The 19455-nt window shown below is 60.8% G+C and carries 21 protein-coding genes and 1 tRNA gene; 19 read left to right on the plus strand and 3 right to left on the minus strand.

Features of this window, described 5'->3' with window-relative positions:
- Positions 1-16: 16 nt before the first annotated feature.
- Together IV098_RS11465 and IV098_RS11470 are read right to left on the minus strand one after the other, a co-directional pair.
- Positions 17-2413 (minus strand): EAL domain-containing protein, encoded by a 2397-nt coding sequence (locus tag IV098_RS11465; protein ID WP_296889229.1) that lies wholly within the window; start codon positions 2411-2413, stop codon positions 17-19.
- A gap of 41 nt (positions 2414-2454) precedes the next feature.
- Positions 2455-2835: a YgaP-like transmembrane domain gene (locus IV098_RS11470; RefSeq protein WP_296889232.1), complete on the minus strand. Its 381-nt coding sequence runs from the start codon at positions 2833-2835 to the stop codon at positions 2455-2457.
- A gap of 258 nt (positions 2836-3093) precedes the next feature.
- Here IV098_RS11470 and IV098_RS11475 point away from each other — a divergent pair.
- From IV098_RS11475 to IV098_RS11545, 15 genes are all read left to right on the plus strand, one after another.
- Positions 3094-3169, plus strand: a tRNA-Asn gene (locus IV098_RS11475).
- A gap of 223 nt (positions 3170-3392) precedes the next feature.
- Positions 3393-3971, plus strand: coding sequence for a hypothetical protein (locus IV098_RS11480; protein ID WP_296889236.1), 579 nt, complete (start codon positions 3393-3395; stop codon positions 3969-3971).
- A 31-nt stretch (positions 3972-4002) separates the two neighbouring features.
- Entirely contained in the window at positions 4003-4242 is a 240-nt protein-coding gene (locus IV098_RS11485) for a VF530 family protein (RefSeq protein WP_296889238.1), read from the plus strand.
- Positions 4243-4362: 120 nt separating this feature from the next.
- Positions 4363-5010 (plus strand): response regulator transcription factor, encoded by a 648-nt coding sequence (locus IV098_RS11490; RefSeq protein WP_296889240.1) that lies wholly within the window; start codon positions 4363-4365, stop codon positions 5008-5010.
- Between the two features lie 148 nt (positions 5011-5158).
- Entirely contained in the window at positions 5159-6748 is a 1590-nt protein-coding gene (locus IV098_RS11495; RefSeq protein WP_296889243.1) for a GGDEF domain-containing protein, read from the plus strand.
- A 202-nt stretch (positions 6749-6950) separates the two neighbouring features.
- Positions 6951-7604: a flagellin gene (locus IV098_RS11500; protein ID WP_296889246.1), complete on the plus strand. Its 654-nt coding sequence runs from the start codon at positions 6951-6953 to the stop codon at positions 7602-7604.
- Positions 7605-7658: 54 nt separating this feature from the next.
- Positions 7659-8339, plus strand: a complete 681-nt coding sequence (locus tag IV098_RS11505; protein WP_296889248.1) for a flagellin — start codon at positions 7659-7661, stop codon at positions 8337-8339.
- Positions 8340-8407: 68 nt separating this feature from the next.
- Complete coding sequence (locus IV098_RS11510; protein WP_296889250.1) at positions 8408-8761, plus strand: flagellar protein FlaG; 354 nt, start codon at positions 8408-8410, stop codon at positions 8759-8761.
- A 15-nt stretch (positions 8762-8776) separates the two neighbouring features.
- Positions 8777-10213: a flagellar filament capping protein FliD gene (gene fliD, locus IV098_RS11515; RefSeq protein WP_296889252.1), complete on the plus strand. Its 1437-nt coding sequence runs from the start codon at positions 8777-8779 to the stop codon at positions 10211-10213.
- A 14-nt stretch (positions 10214-10227) separates the two neighbouring features.
- Positions 10228-10665: a flagellar export chaperone FliS gene (fliS, locus tag IV098_RS11520; RefSeq protein WP_296889253.1), complete on the plus strand. Its 438-nt coding sequence runs from the start codon at positions 10228-10230 to the stop codon at positions 10663-10665.
- Positions 10666-10679: 14 nt separating this feature from the next.
- Positions 10680-11009 (plus strand): flagellar protein FliT, encoded by a 330-nt coding sequence (locus IV098_RS11525; RefSeq protein WP_296889255.1) that lies wholly within the window; start codon positions 10680-10682, stop codon positions 11007-11009.
- A 9-nt stretch (positions 11010-11018) separates the two neighbouring features.
- Positions 11019-12059 carry a flagellar hook-length control protein FliK gene (locus tag IV098_RS11530; RefSeq protein WP_296889256.1) on the plus strand — a complete coding sequence of 347 codons (1041 nt, stop codon included), beginning with the start codon at positions 11019-11021 and terminating at the stop codon, positions 12057-12059.
- Complete coding sequence (locus IV098_RS11535) at positions 12046-12339, plus strand: EscU/YscU/HrcU family type III secretion system export apparatus switch protein (protein WP_296889257.1); 294 nt, start codon at positions 12046-12048, stop codon at positions 12337-12339. The genes IV098_RS11530 and IV098_RS11535 overlap by 14 nt, the downstream gene beginning before the upstream one ends.
- Positions 12340-12344: 5 nt before the next feature.
- The gene (locus tag IV098_RS11540; protein WP_296889258.1) at positions 12345-13106 is read left to right on the plus strand and encodes a flagellar brake protein; all 762 of its coding nucleotides are present in this window, start codon (positions 12345-12347) and stop codon (positions 13104-13106) included.
- A gap of 42 nt (positions 13107-13148) precedes the next feature.
- Positions 13149-14108 (plus strand): chemotaxis protein, encoded by a 960-nt coding sequence (locus tag IV098_RS11545; RefSeq protein ID WP_296889259.1) that lies wholly within the window; start codon positions 13149-13151, stop codon positions 14106-14108.
- Positions 14109-14169: 61 nt separating this feature from the next.
- Here IV098_RS11545 and fliE read toward each other — a convergent pair whose 3' ends face one another.
- Positions 14170-14514 carry a flagellar hook-basal body complex protein FliE gene (gene fliE / locus IV098_RS11550; RefSeq protein ID WP_296889260.1) on the minus strand — a complete coding sequence of 115 codons (345 nt, stop codon included), beginning with the start codon at positions 14512-14514 and terminating at the stop codon, positions 14170-14172.
- Positions 14515-14756: 242 nt separating this feature from the next.
- Between fliE and fliF the strand changes: the two genes are divergently transcribed.
- The 4 genes from fliF to fliI are packed head-to-tail and all read left to right on the plus strand — an operon-like array spanning position 14757 to position 19452.
- Complete coding sequence (gene fliF, locus IV098_RS11555) at positions 14757-16400, plus strand: flagellar basal-body MS-ring/collar protein FliF (RefSeq protein ID WP_296889262.1); 1644 nt, start codon at positions 14757-14759, stop codon at positions 16398-16400.
- Positions 16393-17394 carry a flagellar motor switch protein FliG gene (fliG, locus tag IV098_RS11560; protein ID WP_296889263.1) on the plus strand — a complete coding sequence of 334 codons (1002 nt, stop codon included), beginning with the start codon at positions 16393-16395 and terminating at the stop codon, positions 17392-17394. Before fliF ends, fliG begins: the two co-directional genes overlap by 8 nt.
- The gene (locus tag IV098_RS11565; protein WP_296889264.1) at positions 17387-18040 is read left to right on the plus strand and encodes a flagellar assembly protein FliH; all 654 of its coding nucleotides are present in this window, start codon (positions 17387-17389) and stop codon (positions 18038-18040) included. The genes fliG and IV098_RS11565 overlap by 8 nt, the downstream gene beginning before the upstream one ends.
- Complete coding sequence (gene fliI, locus IV098_RS11570) at positions 18040-19452, plus strand: flagellar protein export ATPase FliI (protein WP_296889334.1); 1413 nt, start codon at positions 18040-18042, stop codon at positions 19450-19452. Before IV098_RS11565 ends, fliI begins: the two co-directional genes overlap by 1 nt.
- The last annotated feature ends 3 nt before the right edge of the window (positions 19453-19455 follow it).

Consider the following 19455-nt stretch of genomic DNA (forward strand, 5'->3'; position numbering starts at 1 on the left):
CGCATAACCTGGGCAATTATTGAACCTGGGCCAGTGCCAGCTGAGGCGCCCGGCTCAGCGCTTCACACTTCTCCGACCAGTTCCCGACCGCACCGGGACGCCCAAAGAAATAACCCTGCGCGTAATCGATGCCGATTGTGCGCAACACTTCGGCCGTTTCCTCGTTCTCCACCCACTCGGCCACCGTTTTCACGCCCATGATGCGACTCACTTCGCGGATCGCTTCGACCATCGCCCGGTCGACCGGGTCGCTGACGATATCCATGATGAAACTGCCATCAATTTTCAGATAATCAACCGGCAGACTCTTGAGGTAGGCAAAGGAACTCAGGCCGCTGCCAAAATCATCCAGCGCAAACTTGCACCCCATATTACGCAGTTCATTGACCAGGCTGATCGCCATGTGCAGGTTGCGGATCGCCACGGTCTCGGTGATTTCGAAGCAGACCCGTTCCCATGGCATGCCTGTGCTGGCCTGAATATCGCGCACAAACTCGATCAGACTGCTGTCGTTCAGGGAGGCGCCCGACAGGTTGATCGCGACCACATCCTGGCAGCATTCTGTCGCGCTACGCGCTGCAATATCGGAAAACGTCCTGAAAGTACGCTCGATGACCCAGCGGTCGATACGCGGCATCAAACCATAACGCTCAGCCGCCGACATGAATGCACCGGGGCCGATATAGCCTCCATCTGCTGCGCGCAAACGCAACAACACCTCCCAATGGCGATGCGAATCGCCCGCCGCCAGGGCCACAATCGGCTGCACAAAAATCTCGAAGCGATCCTCGTCCAGCGCACGCACAAGATCGGTCGCCCAATGCATTTCACCATACTGGTGCGCCAGTGCATCGTCTGAAGCTTCATACACATGAACCCGGTTGCGCCCGGCTTCCTTGGCGGCATAACACGCCAGATCGGCGGCGCTGAGCAAGGCTGCAAGATCAGTCACGCCCGGCTCGACCGGCACCACTCCGATGCTGACGCCGATCTGGAACACCTTGTCGCCCCAGGCAAAACGAAACTCTTCTACGCTGCGCCGCAGCTTGTCGGCGATCTTGATCGCCTGGTCGAGCGAACAGCGCCGGAGCAACACGCCAAACTCATCGCCGCCGAGGCGGGCAAGGATATCGTCGCTACGCAAGTCGTCGCGCAGGATGACGCCCAACTGCCGCAACAACTCGTCGCCGGCAACGTGGCCGCAGGTGTCGTTGACGATCTTGAACTGGTCGAGGTCAAGGTAGAACAGGGCATGGTTGGCATAGCCTCCGTCCACCTCGTCGATCAAACGCCTCACCTGGCTCTCGAAGCTATGGCGGTTGAACAGCCCGGTCAGACTGTCCCGGCTGGCCTGGACTGTCAGACGCCGCGTCAGTTCGCGCGCATGGCGCGCATCCTGCAATGCCACCACGCACCCCATGATCTCGCCCCGGCCGTTGCGCATCGGCGCGGCGGTTCCCGATACGGGAATCTCAGCGCCGATGTGGTTGACGAATAATTCGCTGCCCGAGTGCAACACCACGATCTGCCCATCGAGCAGGCAACACCGCACCGGGTCCGCGATCGCCAGCCGCGTCAGTTCGTCGATGAATTTGCCCAATTCGTGCAGCGGCCTGTCCCGGGCGGCCAGGATCGAACAAGCTATCAACTCTTCCGCCACCGGATTCATGAACTGCACGCAGCCGTCCGCGTCGGTCGCGATCACCGCGTCGGTAATCGAATGCAGCATCACCTCGACGCGGTTTTTCTCCTGCGACAAGGCCATCTCGGAACGATTCGCGGCATCCAGCGCCTGATTGATGAAACCGGCCAGAAAGCCGAATTCATCGGCCCCTTGAACATCGAACCGCGCCGATTTGTCGCCAGCAGCAAAATTTTGCGCAGTGCCGACCATGCGCAGAAACGGCCGCGACAGCATGCGATGCAGAATCGCCTGCAAAATCAGGCCAAACACCATGGCCACCAGCCCCGTGAATAACAGTACATGCTTGCGCTGCTCACTCAGGAAAACAGAATGCGCCGGCACATAGGCCTGCATGCGCAAAATCTCATACGTGCCATCCGGCTTGTGTACGGGCATGGCTTGCATATAGGTCGCCTGCGCCATATCGGGCTTGCCGGCTCGCCACACGCCCGCCGGGCCAGCTACTTCCAGCGCACTGAAGCCATAACGGCGACGCATCTGTTCCAGGATTGCCGGTGGTTTCGCGCCCCCGGCCGGACGCGGTTCGGGCCGGCTCTCGAGCTGCGCCTGCAGGGTAAGCGCTGCCTCGGCGAGATACGCGGACTGTGCATCTTCCAAATCCGCTTCCCAGGCCTGAATCGTCACCAGCACGATCAACAGCCCCGCCAGCACCATGCCCCAGAAAACGATCCCCGTGATGCGTGCAGGCAGTCCGCCGTGAACGGACAATTGCTCTCCGCTGACGACTGGTTCAGGCTTGGCGGTTTGACTCAACGCCGACACCCGGCGAAGCGCAAGCCCAACAGCACGGGGCACATGCCGCTTACCCCTGCCCCAAAAATGGCAAAGCCCATGAACCAGGGCAAAAACCAGGCAATTTCATTGAAAAGCACTGCACTCAGCAGCAGCATGGCTCCGACCACCAGGCGCCAGGCCCGTTCTGCGTTCAATGGCCATTTGAAATCGAAGGATTCCATCGGCGGCACATCGGGTTGCTGCGTAAATTGGCCCACCAATAAAGGAATGCGCCAATTCGTGATGCCTTCGGCAAACAGCAAGCCGATCAATCCATACATGGCATAGGTCAAATCGAAATACAGAATAACCAGAATGGCCAGGCCCAATATCAGCCGATAGTTGCGATCAGTCATGCAAACACCCTCATCCTTCTTGCCCAGTGAAAAGCAAATCACTGGCTCAAAATATTTATGACGCACCCGCCCAGCCATCCAGGCTATCGAAGGCCGCCCCGGCGGCACCTCATTGCCGCATGTTTACCGATAACGGAAAATAAACGTAGCTTCTTGACTGCCCTGTCCTGCTTTCGCGGCATGAACAAGTTTTTAGGCCGGAGCGGGTAATTAGGCTTGACCAACCGCGCACCCATCCCTAGAATGCGCGCTTTCCATTCCCTGATAGCTCAGTCGGTAGAGCGACGGACTGTTAATCCGCAGGTCCCTGGTTCGAGTCCAGGTCGGGGAGCCAGAACACAGCAGTAAATCAATGGGTTGTCGCTTAGGTGGCAGCCCATTTTTCATTCTTGTGGGCCCAAAGGCATGCCCAAAGCACCATGCAAACGCAGCTTTCGCGTCGCAGTTGGGTTGCGGATAACGCCCACAAGAAAACACGCCCGGACATCCTCATCGGTTCCCTCAGGCGGGCCGGGGCGATCCCCGTGGGCTTTCAGCAATAGTAAGGAGCAACACCAGTGACCAACGCACAACGCCGGGCCGCATGGCACGCCAGCCGCAAGGCTGAAATGGATTCGTTACGTAACGACGCCACAGCGGAGCCATTACTTAACGGCAGCAAGCCTGAGCCCACGCTTAAGTCCGTGCCCAACGGCGCGTTCTGCCCCCATGAGGCTGGCGCGTATTACCTGGCGGCCGTGGGTACTGTCGGCACGTTCAAGATGTTCGCCAAGGATCTCAAGCCGCCCGTTTACACCTACGGCATCACCACCGTTCGGTTTGAACTGGATCCTGATAGCGGAAAATGGATCTGGTTTGATGGTGAGAAAAACCAATCTCCGCGCAAGACCCAGGATGGCTGGCGTCTTGGCAGCAAGCGCCTGCACGCCACGCGCGAAGGCGCAGAGGCCGAGGTTCAGCGCGAGATGGAAAAGAACGGCGACCGGGTAACCCGGGTGCATGACCTGCCCGACGATATGGCTGCGCTGAAAAAAATCCGCAGCGCCCACCACCCGGACCGCAACCCCGATGCCGATGGCGATCTCTATCAGGCGGTGGTCGAGAAGCTGGACAGGATGCGCACGCTGACCCAGTAAACCCTGCCGCAACCAGACAGGGTCTAAAACCATGCAAGCGATTCAGCCCAACAATCCACTCCACGGTGTCACTCTCGAACAGTTATTGAACGAGCTGGTTGCCTTTCATGGCTGGGATGCATTGGGGCGGAAAATCGAGATCCGCTGCTTTACCCATGACCCGAGCATCACGTCGAGCCTCAAGTTTCTGCGTCGTACCCCATGGGCGCGGGCGCGTGTGGAATCGCTGTATATCGAAATGGTGCAAGGCGTGGGTGCCCGGCAGCGGTAACCACAACCCTCTGAATCGGATCCGGGACCCCCATTCAAAAAGCCTCGCAGCAATACGAGGCTTTTTTCATTCCCGGCTTAAAGCGGCATAATCCTCCCAAATTCGAATTTGAGGACGCTCGTGGCAGCAGCCAAACCCTACCGCATCCTGATCGTCGACGATCACGCTCTCATGCGTGAGGGAATCAAGCACATTCTGACCAAGGCCAGCGGCATTCAGGTTGCAGGCGAGGCGGACAGCTCCCGCCGCGCTCAGCAGATGGTCCGGCAGGAAAAATGGGATCTGGTGCTGATGGATATCGATTTGCCGGACCGCAGCGGCCTCGAAACCCTGGATCTGCTGAAAAAGGAGCACCCCGATCTCAAGATCCTGATGCTGTCCATGCAGCGCGAATCCCACTATGCGGTGCGTGCGCTCAAATCCGGCGCGGCGGGCTATCTCAACAAGCGGTGTTCACCGGAACAACTGATCGAAGCGATCCGGCTGGCGGCATCCGGCAAGAAATACGTCAGTGCCGAAGTCGCGCAGGAACTGGCCCACACGGTCAGCGGCGAGCGCGAAGGCCTGCCGCACGAAACCCTGTCCAACCGCGAATTCCAGACCCTGCACATGATTGCCTCGGGGCTGCCGGTATCGGCGATTGCCGACAAATTGCTGCTCTCGGTCAAAACGGTCAGCATGTACCGTGCCCGCCTGCTTAAAAAGATGCAGCTCAAGAACAACGCCGAACTCACGCATTACGCGTTCAAGCACAATCTGCTGGGCTAGCGCCCCATCTTCGTCCGGTTGCAGCGCTTGTCGGAGAAATACCGGCCTTTTACCGCCTTAATCCAGCCTTTCCTTGCCCCCCTGTGCGTTCTACCATGCGTTTGCACGGTGACGACCCAGGAGGCCGCCCCGGAATCAGGAAGTGAACATGGCCGAACCCAGCGACAAGATCAATCTGAACAATCCGTCCGAGGTGGCGCGGGAAACCCTGCGCCGCCTGGCCATGCGTCGGCTGGCGCCCACGCCGGACAATTACCAGACCCTGTACGAGGAAATCAGCGGCGTTCCTACTGCGCCCCCATCAAACGCGCCGAGTGCTGCCACCGTATTGGCCGGGCTGGTCATGGACCTCAATTTGCACCACCCTCACTTGGCCGATTCCGCCAACGCGCTTGATCAGTCGATCCGCAAGGAAGACTGGGCAATGAGCCGCAAGCAACTGGGGCAAATCAGCCGCCTGCTGATCGCAAAGCCGGAAAAGAGCGCCCCGCCTGCCGTGGCCGCGCCGCCCGCCGACAATCTCGCCTTGTTGCGTGAATCGCTGGCCAAGACCCTGGAATTTGGCGTGGCCTCCCTGCTCAGCCATAGCCCGTCGCTGGCGGACAAGGCCAAACAAATAGCGGTTGCCTTCCGCAATGCCAACAATGAATCCAGCCTGCGCGACGCCCTCGCCAAGCTGAAAAACCTGTGGGTCGGCATTGAGTTGCAGGGCAGCGATACGCACGACCAGCAGGAGACGCTCAAACGCATTCTGCTGCTGCTGGTGGAGAACATCGGCGAACTGCTTGACGACGACACCTGGCTGCGTGGCCAGCTCGACATGGTGCAGGAAGTCATCGCCGGCCCGATGCTGATCAAATCGCTGCAAGAGGCCGAAAAGCGCCTCAAGGAAGTCATCTACAAGCAAAGCATGGTCAAGCATGGCTTGCGCGAGGCCACCACCCGGCTCAAGGCCACCATGACCACCTTCGTCAGCCGCCTCAGTGACACGCTGGCCGCCAACGACGAATACCAGGGAAAAATCACCGCCCACGTCGAACGCATTCATGGCACCGAAGATGTCATCGAACTCAACCGCATCCTGGAAAGTCTGATCAACGAAACCCGCATTGCGCAAGCCGACAACCGACGCGCGCACGACCAGCTGGTGCACGAACGCGACACCGCCGTGCAGGCCGAAGCCCGCATCATGCAGCTGGAAGCCCAGCTCACCGAAATGAGCTTCCTGGTGCGCGAAGACCCGCTCACCGGCAGCCTCAACCGGCGCGGCATGGAAGACGAGTTCGCCCGCGAGGCCGCACGTGCCGACCGCCACAGCTCCCAGTTTTGCATCGCCGTGATCGATATCGACAATTTCAAGGCGCTGAACGATGCGCGCGGCCACCAGACCGGCGACGACGCGCTGGTTCATCTGGTTGCGGTCGCCAAGGAGGAATTGCGCCTCACCGACCACATCGCGCGCATGGGTGGCGAAGAGTTTCTGGTGATGCTGCCCAACACGCCGCTCGAAGGTGCGGTCAAGATCATCACCCGGTTGCAGCGCAGCCTGACCAAGAAATTCTTCCTCGACAAGAACGAGCAGGTGCTGATCACCTTCAGCGCCGGCGTTGCGCTGCGCGCCAAGGGTGAAGGGCAGGACGCCAGCATCGCCCGCGCCGACGCCGCCATGTATGTCGCCAAGCAAACCGGGAAAAACCGCGTGTGTACCGCGCCCGACGCACCGGCTGCAAAAGCATGAACACCCCGGATCGCCTTGTCTGCAGGGCATCAGAAGAAATGGATGCAGATTTTTTAAAACCGGCCTTAACTTTCTCCAACCCCCGACGATTCTTCACACAACGGCGGTGCATGTAGCCCAGGTGGGCAAGACCAAAGTTGACGGCAACACGCCCAACGGGGCATCAGCCGAGTCAATCGACCCAGTTTAAGGAGAAAGAACCATGGCACAAGTAATCAACACCAACGTAGGCGCCCTGTTTGCTGGCGCAGCCCTGAACAAATCGGCGATCGCCCTGCAAACCGCCCAGGAACGCCTGTCTTCCGGCCTGCGCATCAACAGCGCCAAGGACGACGCTTCCGGCCTGGCCATCGCAGTCGGCTACGACACCCAGATCCGTACCGCCAACGTACAGATCCGCAACGCCAATGACGCCATTTCGACGGCGCAAACCAAGGACGGTTATCTGGGCCAAGTCACGGAAAACCTCCAGCGCATCAACGAAATTCTGGTGGGCACTCCGGCTGGCACGGCAGAAACGACTGCGCTGCTCGCTGAAAACACCCGTATCAATACGCTTGTCGGCGCCGGTGCACCGACGCTTACCGGCACCATCGCCTCGGTCGCCGCGGATCTGACTGCGGTCATGACCGCCCGCTCCGCCTTCGGCGCCACCATGGCGCAAAAGGCTTCCGAAGTGGCCACCCTGCAAACCGCTTCGGTCAACCTGTCCGCTTCCTACAGCCGCATCATGGATACCGACTATGCCGCTGAAACCGCAGCCCAGGCCAAAAACAACATCCTGCAACAGGCAGGCACAGCGGTCCTGGCGCAGGCTAACCAGACCCCGCAAACCGTGCTGACCCTGTTGCGTTAATCGCTGATCCGGACCTGAACCCCGAATCAGTCGACATATTCAAGGAGACATACCATGGCACAAGTAATCAACACCAACGTAGGCGCCCTGTTTGCTGGCGCAGCCCTGAACAAATCGGCGATCGCCCTGCAAACCGCCCAGGAACGCCTGTCTTCCGGCCTGCGCATCAACAGCGCCAAGGACGACGCTTCCGGCCTGGCCATCGCAGTCGGCTACGATACCCAGATCCGCACCGCCAACGTGCAGATCCGTAACGCCAACGACGTCATTTCGTCGGCGCAAACCCGAGACGGCTATCTGGGGCAGATCACGGAAAATCTGCAACGCATGTCGGAAATTCTGACGGCAACCCCTGGCGGCACGGCGGAAACGGTCGCACTGGCGGGTGAAAATGTCCGGATTGCAGCGCTTGTTACTGCAGCTGGCGGTGGTGCACCCGCCATTGCGGCCATCGATGCTGCGACCGACACCGCTGCAAACGTTGCCACAGATTTGGGTAACGTCATGACGGCCCGCGCTGCCTTCGGCGCCACCATGGCGCAAAAGGCCTCCGAAGTGGCCACTCTGCAAACCGCTTCGGTGAACCTGTCCGCTTCCTATAGCCGCATCATGGATACCGACTACGCTGCAGAAACCGCAGCCCAGGCCAAAAACAACATCCTGCAACAGGCAGGCACAGCGGTCCTGGCGCAGGCTAACCAGACTCCGCAAACCGTGTTGACCCTGCTGCGTTAATCGTTAAATTGAAATGAAAAACCCTGGCCGGCGTATCCGGTCGGGGATTTAGCAAAAAGGATATCGCCATGATTATCCCGAACACTTCCCCCATAAATCAGGCTGTGCAGCTTGATGGCCGCTCCCATCCCGTCGCTCCGGCGTCGGCGAAGGCTGTCGCCGCACCCGCAACTCAGCCTGCTGCCCGGCAACCTTCCAGCGAAGAGTTGAACACCGCAGTGGCAGCCATCAATCAGGCCATGCAACAGTCGAACCAAAGCCTGGAATTCAGCGTGGACACCAACACCAATCGAACTGTGGTGAAAATGGTGGACACCAGCACGGGCGAATTGATTCGCCAGTTTCCATCCGAGTCCGTGCTGGCAATTTCGCGCGGAATCGAAGAGTTTCAGCAGGGTTTACTGCTGACTCAGAAGGCATAAGCCGGGAGGCATATCATGGCAATCACGGCTTCAAGCACAACTGCACTCGATGTCCCTTCGCTCGTCTCGCAGCTGATGGCGGTCGAGCGCCAGCCTATCGACAAGCTCACCGCCAAGATTGCCAGCTACGAAACCAAGATTTCGTCCTTTGGCACGCTCAGCAGCCTGGTATCCGGCTTTCAGACCGCATCGGCCGGCATGAACACCAGCCTGCTGAAGTTGACCGCCACGCCCTCCGATGCGAGCGTGCTGTCTGCCACGGCGAGCAGCACCGCGGTACCGGGGTCGTACTCGGTGAATGTCAGCCAGCTGGCACAGTCACAAAATCTGGTTGCCGCCGGCCAAACCAGCAGCACTGCCGCCATCGGCGATGGATCGGCCACCACGGTGACGTTCGATCTGGGCACGATCGACCCCAACACACTCGGCGGCGGCACCCTGGTCGACGGGATATACAGTGGCGCGATCTTCACTTCCAACGGCAGCGGCACCGCAAGCATCACCATCGATAGCAGCAACAACACCCTGGAAGGCATCCGTGACGCCATCAATGCCGCTGGGCTGGGCGTCAACGCCACCATCGTCAACGACGGCAGCGGCACGCCCTACCGGCTCGCACTGTCCTCGAGCAATTCCGGTGTCAGCAACAGTTTCAAGATCACGACCAGCGGCGGCGATGGCTCCATCAACAGCCTGTTGGGCTACGACCCTGAAGGCACGCAAAACCTGACCCAGACGCTGGCCGCCCAGAATGCCAACCTCACGGTGAACGGCATTGCGATCACCAGCGCGTCCAACACGGTCAGCGAGGCGATTCAGGGCGTTACGCTCACGCTCAAGAACACCACAAGCACGCCAGCCAGCCTGACGGTCGCACGCGACACGTCAGCGATCAAAACGGCGGCAAGTAGTTTTGTCGATGCCTATAACGCACTGGCCAGCCAGATCAAATCGCGCTCGGCCTATGGCAGCATCACCCAAGAAGCGGGTTCGCTGGCTGGCGACGGCACCTTGCGCCTGATGCAGGACCAATTGCGCGGAATCTTCATGACACCGGCAAGTGGCGGCTCGCTGACCACGCTGTCCCAAGTCGGTATTTCAATCCAGAAAGACGGTTCGCTGCTTCTGGATGGCAGCAAACTCGACACTGCGGTATCGACCAATTTTGCCGACGTGAGCAATCTGTTCTCCTCGTCGACCGGTTACGCCACCCGGCTGGAAGACTGGGCGAAGTCTGCGCTTGAGCCAGGCGGGCTGATCGATAACCGCACGAAGAGCCTGACTCAATACATCAAAGACCAGAACGAGGCCGTCGACAAACTGGAAAACCGCATGTCGGCCCTTGAAAAGAAATACATCGCCGAATACACCAACCTGAATCTCCTGCTGAGCAGAATGAACAGCACCAGCACCTATCTGACCCAGCAATTGGCCAGCAGCCAGAGCGAATAAACAAGGAGACGAACATGTATGCGAATTACCGAAATGCTGCTAATGCGTATGCCAGTGTCGGCCTGGAAACCGGCGTGGTCGCGGCCAATCCGCATCAGCTCATCCTGATGTTGTTCGACGGCGCCGAGCTGTCGGTGCGCATGGCGATCAAGCATATGAACGAGGGCGACATCACCCGAAAATCAGCCGCCATCACCAAAGCCAGCAACATCATCCAGGAAGGCCTCTGCGCCGCGCTCGACCCCCGCCAGGGTGGCGAAATCGCCGCCCAGCTGCATGCGCTTTACGACTACATGATCAAGCGCCTGATGCTTGCGCACATGAACAACCAGAGCGCCCCGCTGGAAGAAGTGCTGGGCCTGTTGCGCGAGCTGCATGAAGCCTGGCAGCAGATCGGTACCCAAACTCAGGGCCGCACCCAGAACGCCGCCCTGCACCCCATTGCCGCTTGACCCGGAGACTGAAAATGACCAGTAGCGAAATGCTCACCACCTACAACACCCTCTCCGACCTGACCAGCAACATGCTGAGCGCTGCCGAGCAAGGCGAGTGGGATCACGTGGCGGACCTTGAAAATCACTGCCAGAACCATGTTGGTACCCTGATGCACACTGCTCCGGTTGCACTGACCGAAAAAGAGCAACGCGCCAAAGTGGCCATCATCCGCGCCATCCTGCAAAACGATGCCAAGATTCGTGCCCTTGCCGAGCCGCGCCTGCACGATCTGCAACAGCGCCTGAGCATGGCGCGCGCCGGCCAGCGCGGTGTCGAGGCATACGGCTCGCAACGCTTGTAAGTCCTTCCCATGATTCCGGCCGATGCCTTGTCCCGCATTCTGGCTGCCCAGCCAGTGCTGGACAGCATCAAGCGCGACCAGGCCGGACCGCGCGCCGCATTCCAGCACCTGCTCATCGGCCAGGCCGTGACCGGTCAGGTCAAGGGCCAGTCCAAGGGGCTGACACTGGTGTCGATCGAAGGGCAAACCGTTGCGATGCGCCTGCCGCGTCCGGTTGCAACCGGTGACACGCTGAAAATGAATTTTGCCGGGCACATGCCGCAGCCGGTGTTCGTGCTCGACACCCCGGAAACCGCATCCGCCGATGCGCCCCAGCTCAGCCAGACCGCACGCATGCTGAGCGAGTTCATGCAGCGCGTCCCCGAACGCACGCTGCCCACCCTGACCCCGCTCGCCCCGCTGCTTGAACAACCCGCCCGCGCTCCGGCAGAACTCGCACTCGCCTTGCGTACCGCCGTGGTTCGCAGCGGCCTGTTTTACGAGTCGCACCTGGCAAACTGGGCAATGGGCCAGGACACGCTGGACGGCCTGATGCAGGAGCCGCAAAACCGGCTGACGTCCAGTCTCGCTCGCACAGATGCAGCCGCGGCCCTCGCCTTGACGCTGGCCGCGAGTGCGGCGCCCGATGCGCGCGGCCCGGCCGAGCTCGCCGACGCAAGAAATCCTCATCCGCTCAACACCCTGCTGGCGCAACAACTGCAGGTACTGGAATCGCCCCAGTTCATCTGGCGCGGCGAGCTGTGGCCGGGGCAAGTGCTGGAATGGCAGGTCCGCCAGGAACCCGACAACTCCGAAAACCCGGCCTCGCTCACGGCCAAAGAGTCGGAAACGGGCTGGGAATCCCGTCTGAAGCTGACCCTGCCCAATCTCGGCACCGTGAACGTACTGATCAAGCTCGATGCGCAGCAGGCATTCAGCATCCGGCTGGCGCCCGAACAGGCTGAAGCCGGCGCGCTACTGCAGCAGCATCAGCGCCGCCTGATCGACCAGTTCGCCACGGCGGGCTGCGCCCTGCAAAGCGTCACGGTGCAAGAAGATGGCAACGCCTGATCCTCTGCGCGCTGCCGCAGCACTCGCCTACCGCGACGGCGACAGCGCACCGCGCATCGTCGCTAAAGGACGCGGCATTCTGGCCGATACCATCATCGAGAAAGCCCGCGCCTCCGGGGTCTATGTGCATGAATCCCGCGAATTGCTGGCCTTGCTGATGCAAATCGACCTCGACAGCCACATTCCGCCACAGCTCTATATCGCCGTGGCTGAATTACTGGCCTGGCTTTACCATCTGGAACAACTCGATCAACCGAACCGGCCGAACCCTCCAACTTGACCAGAATGCCTTCATCCTCATCGCTCGCTCACGGCACGGTCAGCGCGGACCTGCTTGCAAACTGCACGGTTCATTCGCGCACCGAAATCCTCCATCTCATGCGTTCGATCCAGCAACGCCGGCTGCTGGTCAATCTCGACATGCCGAACACCCGGGAAATCATTGTCACCTCGGTGATTGCGGTCAATGAGTCGAACAACACGGTCATCCTGGACAGCGCCCGCGGCGACGCGCTCAACCACGAGCTGATGGCTGGCGCAACGGCCGAGTTCATCACCCATCTCGACGGCGTCTCCATCAGCTTTTCGACCGGCGCGGTAAGCCTGGTCGAATACGACAAGCTACCCGCGCTGCGCATCGCGCTGCCGAAATCCTTGATACGCCTGCAGCGCCGGGAACATTTCAGGGTGATGCTGCCGATTGCCAACCCCGTCAAATGCATCGTGCCCTCAAGCAATGAAACCGATCGCGAGCCGATCACCGCGCATATCGTGGACATCGGCTGCGGCGGCGTCGCCATCGCCGAACGCGGCGGCCGCCTCGGCGCGGAAACCGGCCGCATACTACCCAATTGCCGGCTGCTGCTGCCCGATACCGAGCCGGTGCTCACCACGCTGGAAGTCCGCAACTCGGCCCAGATACGCCTGCAGAACGGCGCATTCCAGACACGGCTTGGCTGCAAGTTCATCGATCTGCCCAATGCCATGTCAAACCGACTGCAACGCTTCGTCATGAATATCGAACGCGTCCGGCGCGATAGCCTTTAAGCTGCTCACACGCGTCAAATCAAGAATTCGAGGAGTCACACCATGCAAACCATCCAGCAGGAAATCGACGAACGCACCAATCTCACCAGCTCCAACAAGCTGGAACTGCTGCTGTTCCGTCTGGGCAACGACCCCCAGCTCAACCGCACCGAGCTGTTCGGCATCAATGTGTTCAAGGTACGGGAAATCATCCCGATGCCAACCATTACCGCCGTCGCGGGCTCCCAGCCCCACATGATGGGCGTCGTCGATTTGCGCGGCCAGATTTTGCCGGTCATCGATCTCGCCGGCGTAACCGGCTGCACCCCCAGCACCGGCCTCAATATCCTGCTGATCACCGAATACGCCCGCAGCACGCAGGCATTCGCCGTCGAGTCGGTGGACGACATCGTGCGGCTGGACTGGAAACAGGTTCTGTCGGCCGAGGGCAATGCGGCCGGCGGCATGGTGACCAGCATCGCGCGCCTCGATGGCGACAAGAGCGATCGACTGGCCCAAGTGCTCGACGTGGAAACCATCCTGCGCCAGGTGATGCCGTCGACCGGGCTGGACATCGACCCCGAACGCATCGGCCCCAAAGTTGATATCAAGCCCGGCTCGGTGATTCTGGCGGCCGACGATTCTTTGGTGGCCCGCACCATGATCGAGGAAGGCCTGACCGCCATGGGCCTGCCCTACATCATGTGCAAAACAGGCAAAGAGGCCTGGGATCAGCTGCAGGCCATTTCCAGCAAGGCGCAAGCCGACGGCCACTCGATCGGCGACAAGATCGCACTGGTGCTGACCGACCTGGAAATGCCCGAAATGGATGGTTTCACACTGACCCGCAACATCAAGCAGGATCCCCGGTTCAGTTCGATCCCCGTGGTGATCCACTCTTCCCTCACGGGCGCGGCCAACGAGGCGCATGTGAAAAAGGTAGGGGCAGACGGCTATGTCGCCAAATTCGTCGCGGAAGACCTGGCCCAAGCGCTGCGCCATGCATTGCGGAATGAAGATTGAACATCAGGTGCGCCATGCAAAACGGCAGCCGAGGCTGCCGTTTTGCATGGCATGCGCGGAATCAGACCGCCATGTTCATGATTTCCTGATACGCGGACACCAGCTTGTTGCGCACCTGGACGGTTTGCTGCAGGGCGATGGACGATTTCTGCATGGCGATCATGGTGTCGGACAGACTGACCGACCGATCGCCCAGGGCAAACCGCTCGCTCAGATTCTGCGCGTTCATTTGGGTCTGGTTGACCTGGTCCAGCGAGGATTTCAGCGCCGACTGGAAATCCACCGCCCCCGTCGGCTGCTGGGTTTGCAGGGGTTTTTCAATGGACGGGGTCGCACGCGCAGCGGTGGCTTTCAGCTGCGCCACCATCGCCTCTATCCTGCCGGTATCGATCATGCCTATACTCATTTCACCCTCCTGCCTGGTCAACGCAACCGCTCGAAACGGTTTTCCACGTGCTCACCTTATCAGCCGGGATGCAATCCATAAGCCCGATAAGCGCTGAAAAGCGCGTGTTATTCCCCTGATTGAAATGTCCCGGACTGCCGATAATTCGATCTCATAGCGACATCCTCATTGAGAGAGCACGGCGTGAACACGACACACAAGCTTCAAACGAAATCTGAACACAACATGGTGGGAGCATAGTCATGGCAGAGGCAGGCGTAATCGCAGCTCCGGTCAACCTCATGGACTTTGCCCGCGCACCCGGCGGGCAAAAGATCCTGCTGGCGATAGGCGTGGCCGCGGTCGTTGCAGTCATGGTCGCCGTCTGGATGTGGGGGCAGAAGCCCGAATATCGGGTGCTGTTCTCGAACTTCAGCGACCGCGATGGCGGCGCCATCGTCGCCGAGCTGGAGAAGATGAATGTGCCCTACCAGTATTCAGAAGGCGGCGGCGCCGTGCTGGTGCCAGCCGACCGCGTTCACGATGCCCGCCTGAAGCTGGCCGCCCAGGGCCTGCCCAAAGGCGGCAATGTCGGTTTCGAACTGCTGGAAAACCAGAAGCTCGGTTCCTCCCAGTTTGTCGAACACGTCAATTTCCAGCGCGCCATGGAAGGCGAGCTGGCACGCTCGATCGAATCGGTCTCGGCGGTACAGGCCGCCCGCGTGCATCTGGCCATCCCCAAAGACTCGGTGTTCGTGTCCGAGCAAAAAATGCCCACCGCGTCGGTGCTGCTCAATCTTTACCCCGGACGCGCACTCGATCCGCAACAGGTCAGCGCCATCGTCCATCTGGTTGCCAGCAGCGTGCCCGAACTGCCGATCAAGAATGTGACCATCGTCGACCAGAACGGCAATCTACTGTCCGAAACCAGCAAGTCCGCCAGCACCACCGGCATGGACCCCAGCCAGATCAAATATGTGCAGGAACTGCAACAGGACGTGGTCAAGCGGGTCGTCTCGATCGTCAGCCCGATCGTCGGCGCCGAGAATGTGCGTGCCGAGGCCACGGCCGATGTCGACTTTTCGCGCAGTGAACAGGCGGTCGAGTCGTTCAAACCGAACCAGACCCCGGACGCCATGGCGATTCGCAGCCAGCAGACCAGCGAATCCCTGAATGCGTCGGGTGCGCCTGGCGGCGTACCAGGTGCGCTGACCAACCAGCCTCCTGCACCTGCCACGGCGCCCATCGTCGCGCCGGCCAAAAATGCAAAAGCGGCGCCTGAGCCCGTTGCCGCCGTGCCTACCAGCACGCAAAAGGATGCTACCACCAACTACGAAGTCGACAAGACCATCCAGTACGTGCAGCAAGGCGTGGGCGGTCTCAAGCGCCTGTCCGTCGCGGTCGTCGTCAACTACAAGAAAACCACCGGCAAGGACGGCAAGGTGAAAATGACGCCGCTCACCGCCGACGAGACCACCCAGATCACCAATCTGGTGAAGGAAGCCATGGGCTTCAATCAGGCTCGCGGCGACACGCTAAACGTCGTCAACAGCGCGTTCGCCAGCCCGGAACAGGAAGAAATTCCCGAAACGCCCCTGTGGAAAGACCCCGGCACCATCCAGACCGCCAAGGACACCGGCAAATACATCCTGATGGGCATCGCGCTGCTGCTGCTGTATCTGCGCGTGCTCAAGCCGATGCTGAAGAAAATCACCGAATACACGCCGCCTGCGCCTGCAGCGGTCCACCCGGGCCATGGCACGCCGCAGATGGAGGCCGCCATGGGCGAAGGCGCGCCGGGCAGTCGCGGCTATCAGGACAGCTTGGCACGGGCACAAAAGCTGGCCAACGAAGATCCGCGTGTGGTCGCCAACATCGTCAAAACCTGGGTAGGCAACAATGAGTGAACACCACGGCGTCACCAAAGGCGCCATTCTGATGCTCGCACTGGGCGAGGAAGGCGCATCCGAAGTCATGAAATATCTGAGCCCGCGCGAGGTGCAGAAGCTCAGTGAAGCCATGACCAGCATGAAAGCCATCTCGCACGAGGAAGTCGTGCTTGTGCTGAATGATTTCAACACCTTTGCCGACAACAATTCGTCGCTGGGTCTGGATTCTGACGACTACATCCGCAGCGTGTTGAACAAGGCGCTGGGCGAAGACAAGGCGTCCTCCTTGTTAAGCCGGATTGTAGGCGGCGGCGGTGATTCCAGCGGTATCGAAAGCCTGAAATGGATGGATGCCGAATCGGTGGCCGACCTCATCCACAACGAGCATCCGCAAACCATCGCCACCATTCTGGTGCACCTCGAACGCGATCAGGCCTGCGAGGTGCTGGGACATTTCACCGAGCGCCTGCGCAACGATGCGCTGCTGCGCATCGCCACCCTCTCCGGCGTGCAGCCCACCGCCCTGCGCGAACTGAACGACGTGCTGACCAAGCTGCTGTCGGGCAACGAGGTGATGAAGAAACAGCCGATGGGCGGCACCCGCGCCGCTGCCGACATTCTCAACTTCATGGGCGGCGAAAACGAAGCGTCCGCCATGGAGCACCTGAAGAGCTACGACCCCGAAATGGCGCAGAAGATCATGGACGAGATGTTCGTGTTCGAGAACGTGCTGGAAATCGACGACCGCGGCATCCAGCTGCTGCTGCGTGAAGTGCAGTCCGATTCGCTCATCATCGCGCTGAAGGGCGCGTCGGAAGAAATGCGCGAGAAAATCTTCAAGAACATGTCGCAACGCGCGGCCGAAATGATGCGCGAAGACCTCGAATCCAAAGGTCCGGTGCGTCTGTCCGAAGTGGAAGCCCAGCAGAAGGAAATCCTGGTAATCGTCCGCCGTCTGGCCGACGAAGGCCAGATCAACCTCGGCGGCAAGGGAGAAGAAGCGTATGTCTAGTTGCGTGATTCGCAAGGAGGACCAGCCCGCCTGCCAGCCCTGGGAGCTGGCCAGTTTCGACTCGACCCCGCATGCGATGCGGCAGTCCGGCACCGACACCGTCAAGCTGCCCACCATCGACGACATCACGGCGATCCAGGAACAGGCGCGGCAGGAAGGCTATGCCCTTGGCCGCAGCGAAGGTCATGCCGCCGGGCTGGCCGAGGGGCGCGCCCTGGCAGCCGTCGAAACCGGACGGCTGTCCGCGCTGGCAGAAAGCTTCACCGCCGAGCTCGATCGCGCCGACGAAACCATTTCGCAGCAGATACTGGACCTGGCAATCGACCTGTCCCGCGCCGTGGTGAAATCGGCCCTCACCGTCCAGCCTGCACTGATCCTGCCCATCATCAAGGAAGCCGTGCGTTACCTGCCGTCGCTGCAGCAGCCCGCGCTGCTGTATCTGAATCCCGCCGATATGGAACTGGTGCAAAGCCGGATGGGCAATGAGCTGGCAAAAATGGGCTGGCAGCTGACGGACGACCCCGATCTGGATCCCGGCAGCTGCCGTGCCGAAACGCCGGATACGCAAATCGACTCTTCCCTGCCCACCCGCTGGCAGCGCCTCACGGCTGCCCTGGGCAAAGATTCCAAATGGCTGGCTGAATGATGACTGCCCAAGCCCAGGCCCACCCCCACAGCGACCGCTGGATCAGCTTTCTGCATGACTGCAGCGAACTGCTGGCGATCGCCGACCCGATGCTGGTGTCCGGCCGGGTGACGCGCGTGGCGGGCCTGGTGATGGAAGCGGTCGGGCTCAAGCTGCCAGTGGGCAGCGCCTGCACCGTTGCGCTGGCCAATGGCGCCCATCTGGAGGCCGAAGTGGTTGGTTTCTCCGGCGACCATCTGTACCTGATGCCGCAAAGCGATGTCGAAGGCATCATGCTCGGCGCCCGCGTGTTCCCGGTGGAAGTCATCCCCACCCTGCCCAGCCTGGGCCAGGTCAAACACCCCCGGCGGCGGCCGAGCGACCGCACCCGCCACCTGCCGGTCGGTGCAGGCTTGCTGGGACGGGTGCTCGACAGCAGCGGGCGTCCGCTCGACGGCCTCGGGCCGATCCAGTCCGAAACCACCATGCCGCTCAACAACCGCGCCGCCAACCCGCTGGCGCGCGCTCCGATCACCGACATCCTTGACGTCGGCGTGCGCGCCATTAACAGCATGCTCACCGTCGGCCGCGGCCAGCGCATGGGCCTGTTCGCCGGTTCGGGCGTCGGCAAAAGCGTGCTGCTGGGGATGATGGCGCGCTACACCAGCGCGGACGTCATCGTCGTCGGTCTGATCGGCGAACGCGGTCGCGAGGTCAAGGAATTCATCGAGCAGATTCTCGGCGAGGCCGGTCTGGCACGCGCCGTCGTCGTCGCCGCCCCGGCCGATACACCACCGCTGGTGCGCCTGCAGGGCGCGGCCTACGCCACCTCGATTGCCGAACATTTTCGGGATCAGGGCCGAAACGTGCTGCTGATCATGGACTCGCTGACCCGCTATGCCATGGCGCAGCGCGAAATCGCGCTCGCCATCGGCGAGCCGCCCGCCACCAAGGGCTACCCGCCCTCGGTATTTGCCAAGCTGCCCGCACTGGTCGAACGCGCCGGCAACGGCAAGCCGGGCGGCGGCTCGATCACCGCCTTTTATACGGTGCTCACCGAGGGTGACGACCAGCAGGATCCGATTGCCGACGCCGCGCGCGCGATTCTCGACGGCCACATCGTGCTCGACCGTGCGCTGGCCGAAAGCGGCCACTACCCGGCCATCAATATCGAGCAGTCGATCAGCCGCGCCATGCACAGCATCACCACGCCGGAGCAACAACAGCTTTCACGCCGCTTGAAGAAGCTATATTCACGCTACGAGCGCAGCCGCGACCTGATCAACGTCGGCGCCTATGTAGCAGGAAGCGACCCCATGCTGGACGAAGCAATCAAATTGCAGCCCGCGATCGAAACCTTCCTGCAGCAGGACATCAGCGAGCGCGCCGATGTCCAGGAAAGCCTCAGCGAGCTTTCGGCCCTGTTCCAGTAAATA

This window comes from Thiobacillus sp., assembly GCF_018780105.1.
Lineage (GTDB): Bacteria > Pseudomonadota > Gammaproteobacteria > Burkholderiales > Thiobacillaceae > Thiobacillus.

Excerpts from the sequence above, each read along its gene's own strand:
- IV098_RS11525 (WP_296889255.1), top strand. The coding sequence starts at position 10,680 with ATGACCAGTAGCGAAATGCTCACCACCTACAACACCCTCTCCGACCTG.
- IV098_RS11565 (WP_296889264.1), top strand. The coding sequence starts at position 17,387 with ATGTCTAGTTGCGTGATTCGCAAGGAGGACCAGCCCGCCTGCCAGCCC.
- IV098_RS11500 (WP_296889246.1), top strand. The coding sequence starts at position 6,951 with ATGGCACAAGTAATCAACACCAACGTAGGCGCCCTGTTTGCTGGCGCA.
- fliS (WP_296889253.1), top strand. The coding sequence starts at position 10,228 with ATGTATGCGAATTACCGAAATGCTGCTAATGCGTATGCCAGTGTCGGC.
- IV098_RS11535 (WP_296889257.1), top strand. The coding sequence starts at position 12,046 with ATGGCAACGCCTGATCCTCTGCGCGCTGCCGCAGCACTCGCCTACCGC.
- IV098_RS11485 (WP_296889238.1), top strand. The coding sequence starts at position 4,003 with ATGCAAGCGATTCAGCCCAACAATCCACTCCACGGTGTCACTCTCGAA.
- IV098_RS11470 (WP_296889232.1), bottom strand. The coding sequence starts at position 2,835 with ATGACTGATCGCAACTATCGGCTGATATTGGGCCTGGCCATTCTGGTT.
- fliD (WP_296889252.1), top strand. The coding sequence starts at position 8,777 with ATGGCAATCACGGCTTCAAGCACAACTGCACTCGATGTCCCTTCGCTC.
- IV098_RS11505 (WP_296889248.1), top strand. The coding sequence starts at position 7,659 with ATGGCACAAGTAATCAACACCAACGTAGGCGCCCTGTTTGCTGGCGCA.
- IV098_RS11545 (WP_296889259.1), top strand. The coding sequence starts at position 13,149 with ATGCAAACCATCCAGCAGGAAATCGACGAACGCACCAATCTCACCAGC.
- fliF (WP_296889262.1), top strand. The coding sequence starts at position 14,757 with ATGGCAGAGGCAGGCGTAATCGCAGCTCCGGTCAACCTCATGGACTTT.
- IV098_RS11540 (WP_296889258.1), top strand. The coding sequence starts at position 12,345 with ATGCCTTCATCCTCATCGCTCGCTCACGGCACGGTCAGCGCGGACCTG.
- IV098_RS11530 (WP_296889256.1), top strand. The coding sequence starts at position 11,019 with ATGATTCCGGCCGATGCCTTGTCCCGCATTCTGGCTGCCCAGCCAGTG.
- fliE (WP_296889260.1), bottom strand. The coding sequence starts at position 14,514 with ATGAGTATAGGCATGATCGATACCGGCAGGATAGAGGCGATGGTGGCG.
- fliG (WP_296889263.1), top strand. The coding sequence starts at position 16,393 with ATGAGTGAACACCACGGCGTCACCAAAGGCGCCATTCTGATGCTCGCA.
- IV098_RS11495 (WP_296889243.1), top strand. The coding sequence starts at position 5,159 with ATGGCCGAACCCAGCGACAAGATCAATCTGAACAATCCGTCCGAGGTG.
- IV098_RS11510 (WP_296889250.1), top strand. The coding sequence starts at position 8,408 with ATGATTATCCCGAACACTTCCCCCATAAATCAGGCTGTGCAGCTTGAT.
- fliI (WP_296889334.1), top strand. The coding sequence starts at position 18,040 with ATGACTGCCCAAGCCCAGGCCCACCCCCACAGCGACCGCTGGATCAGC.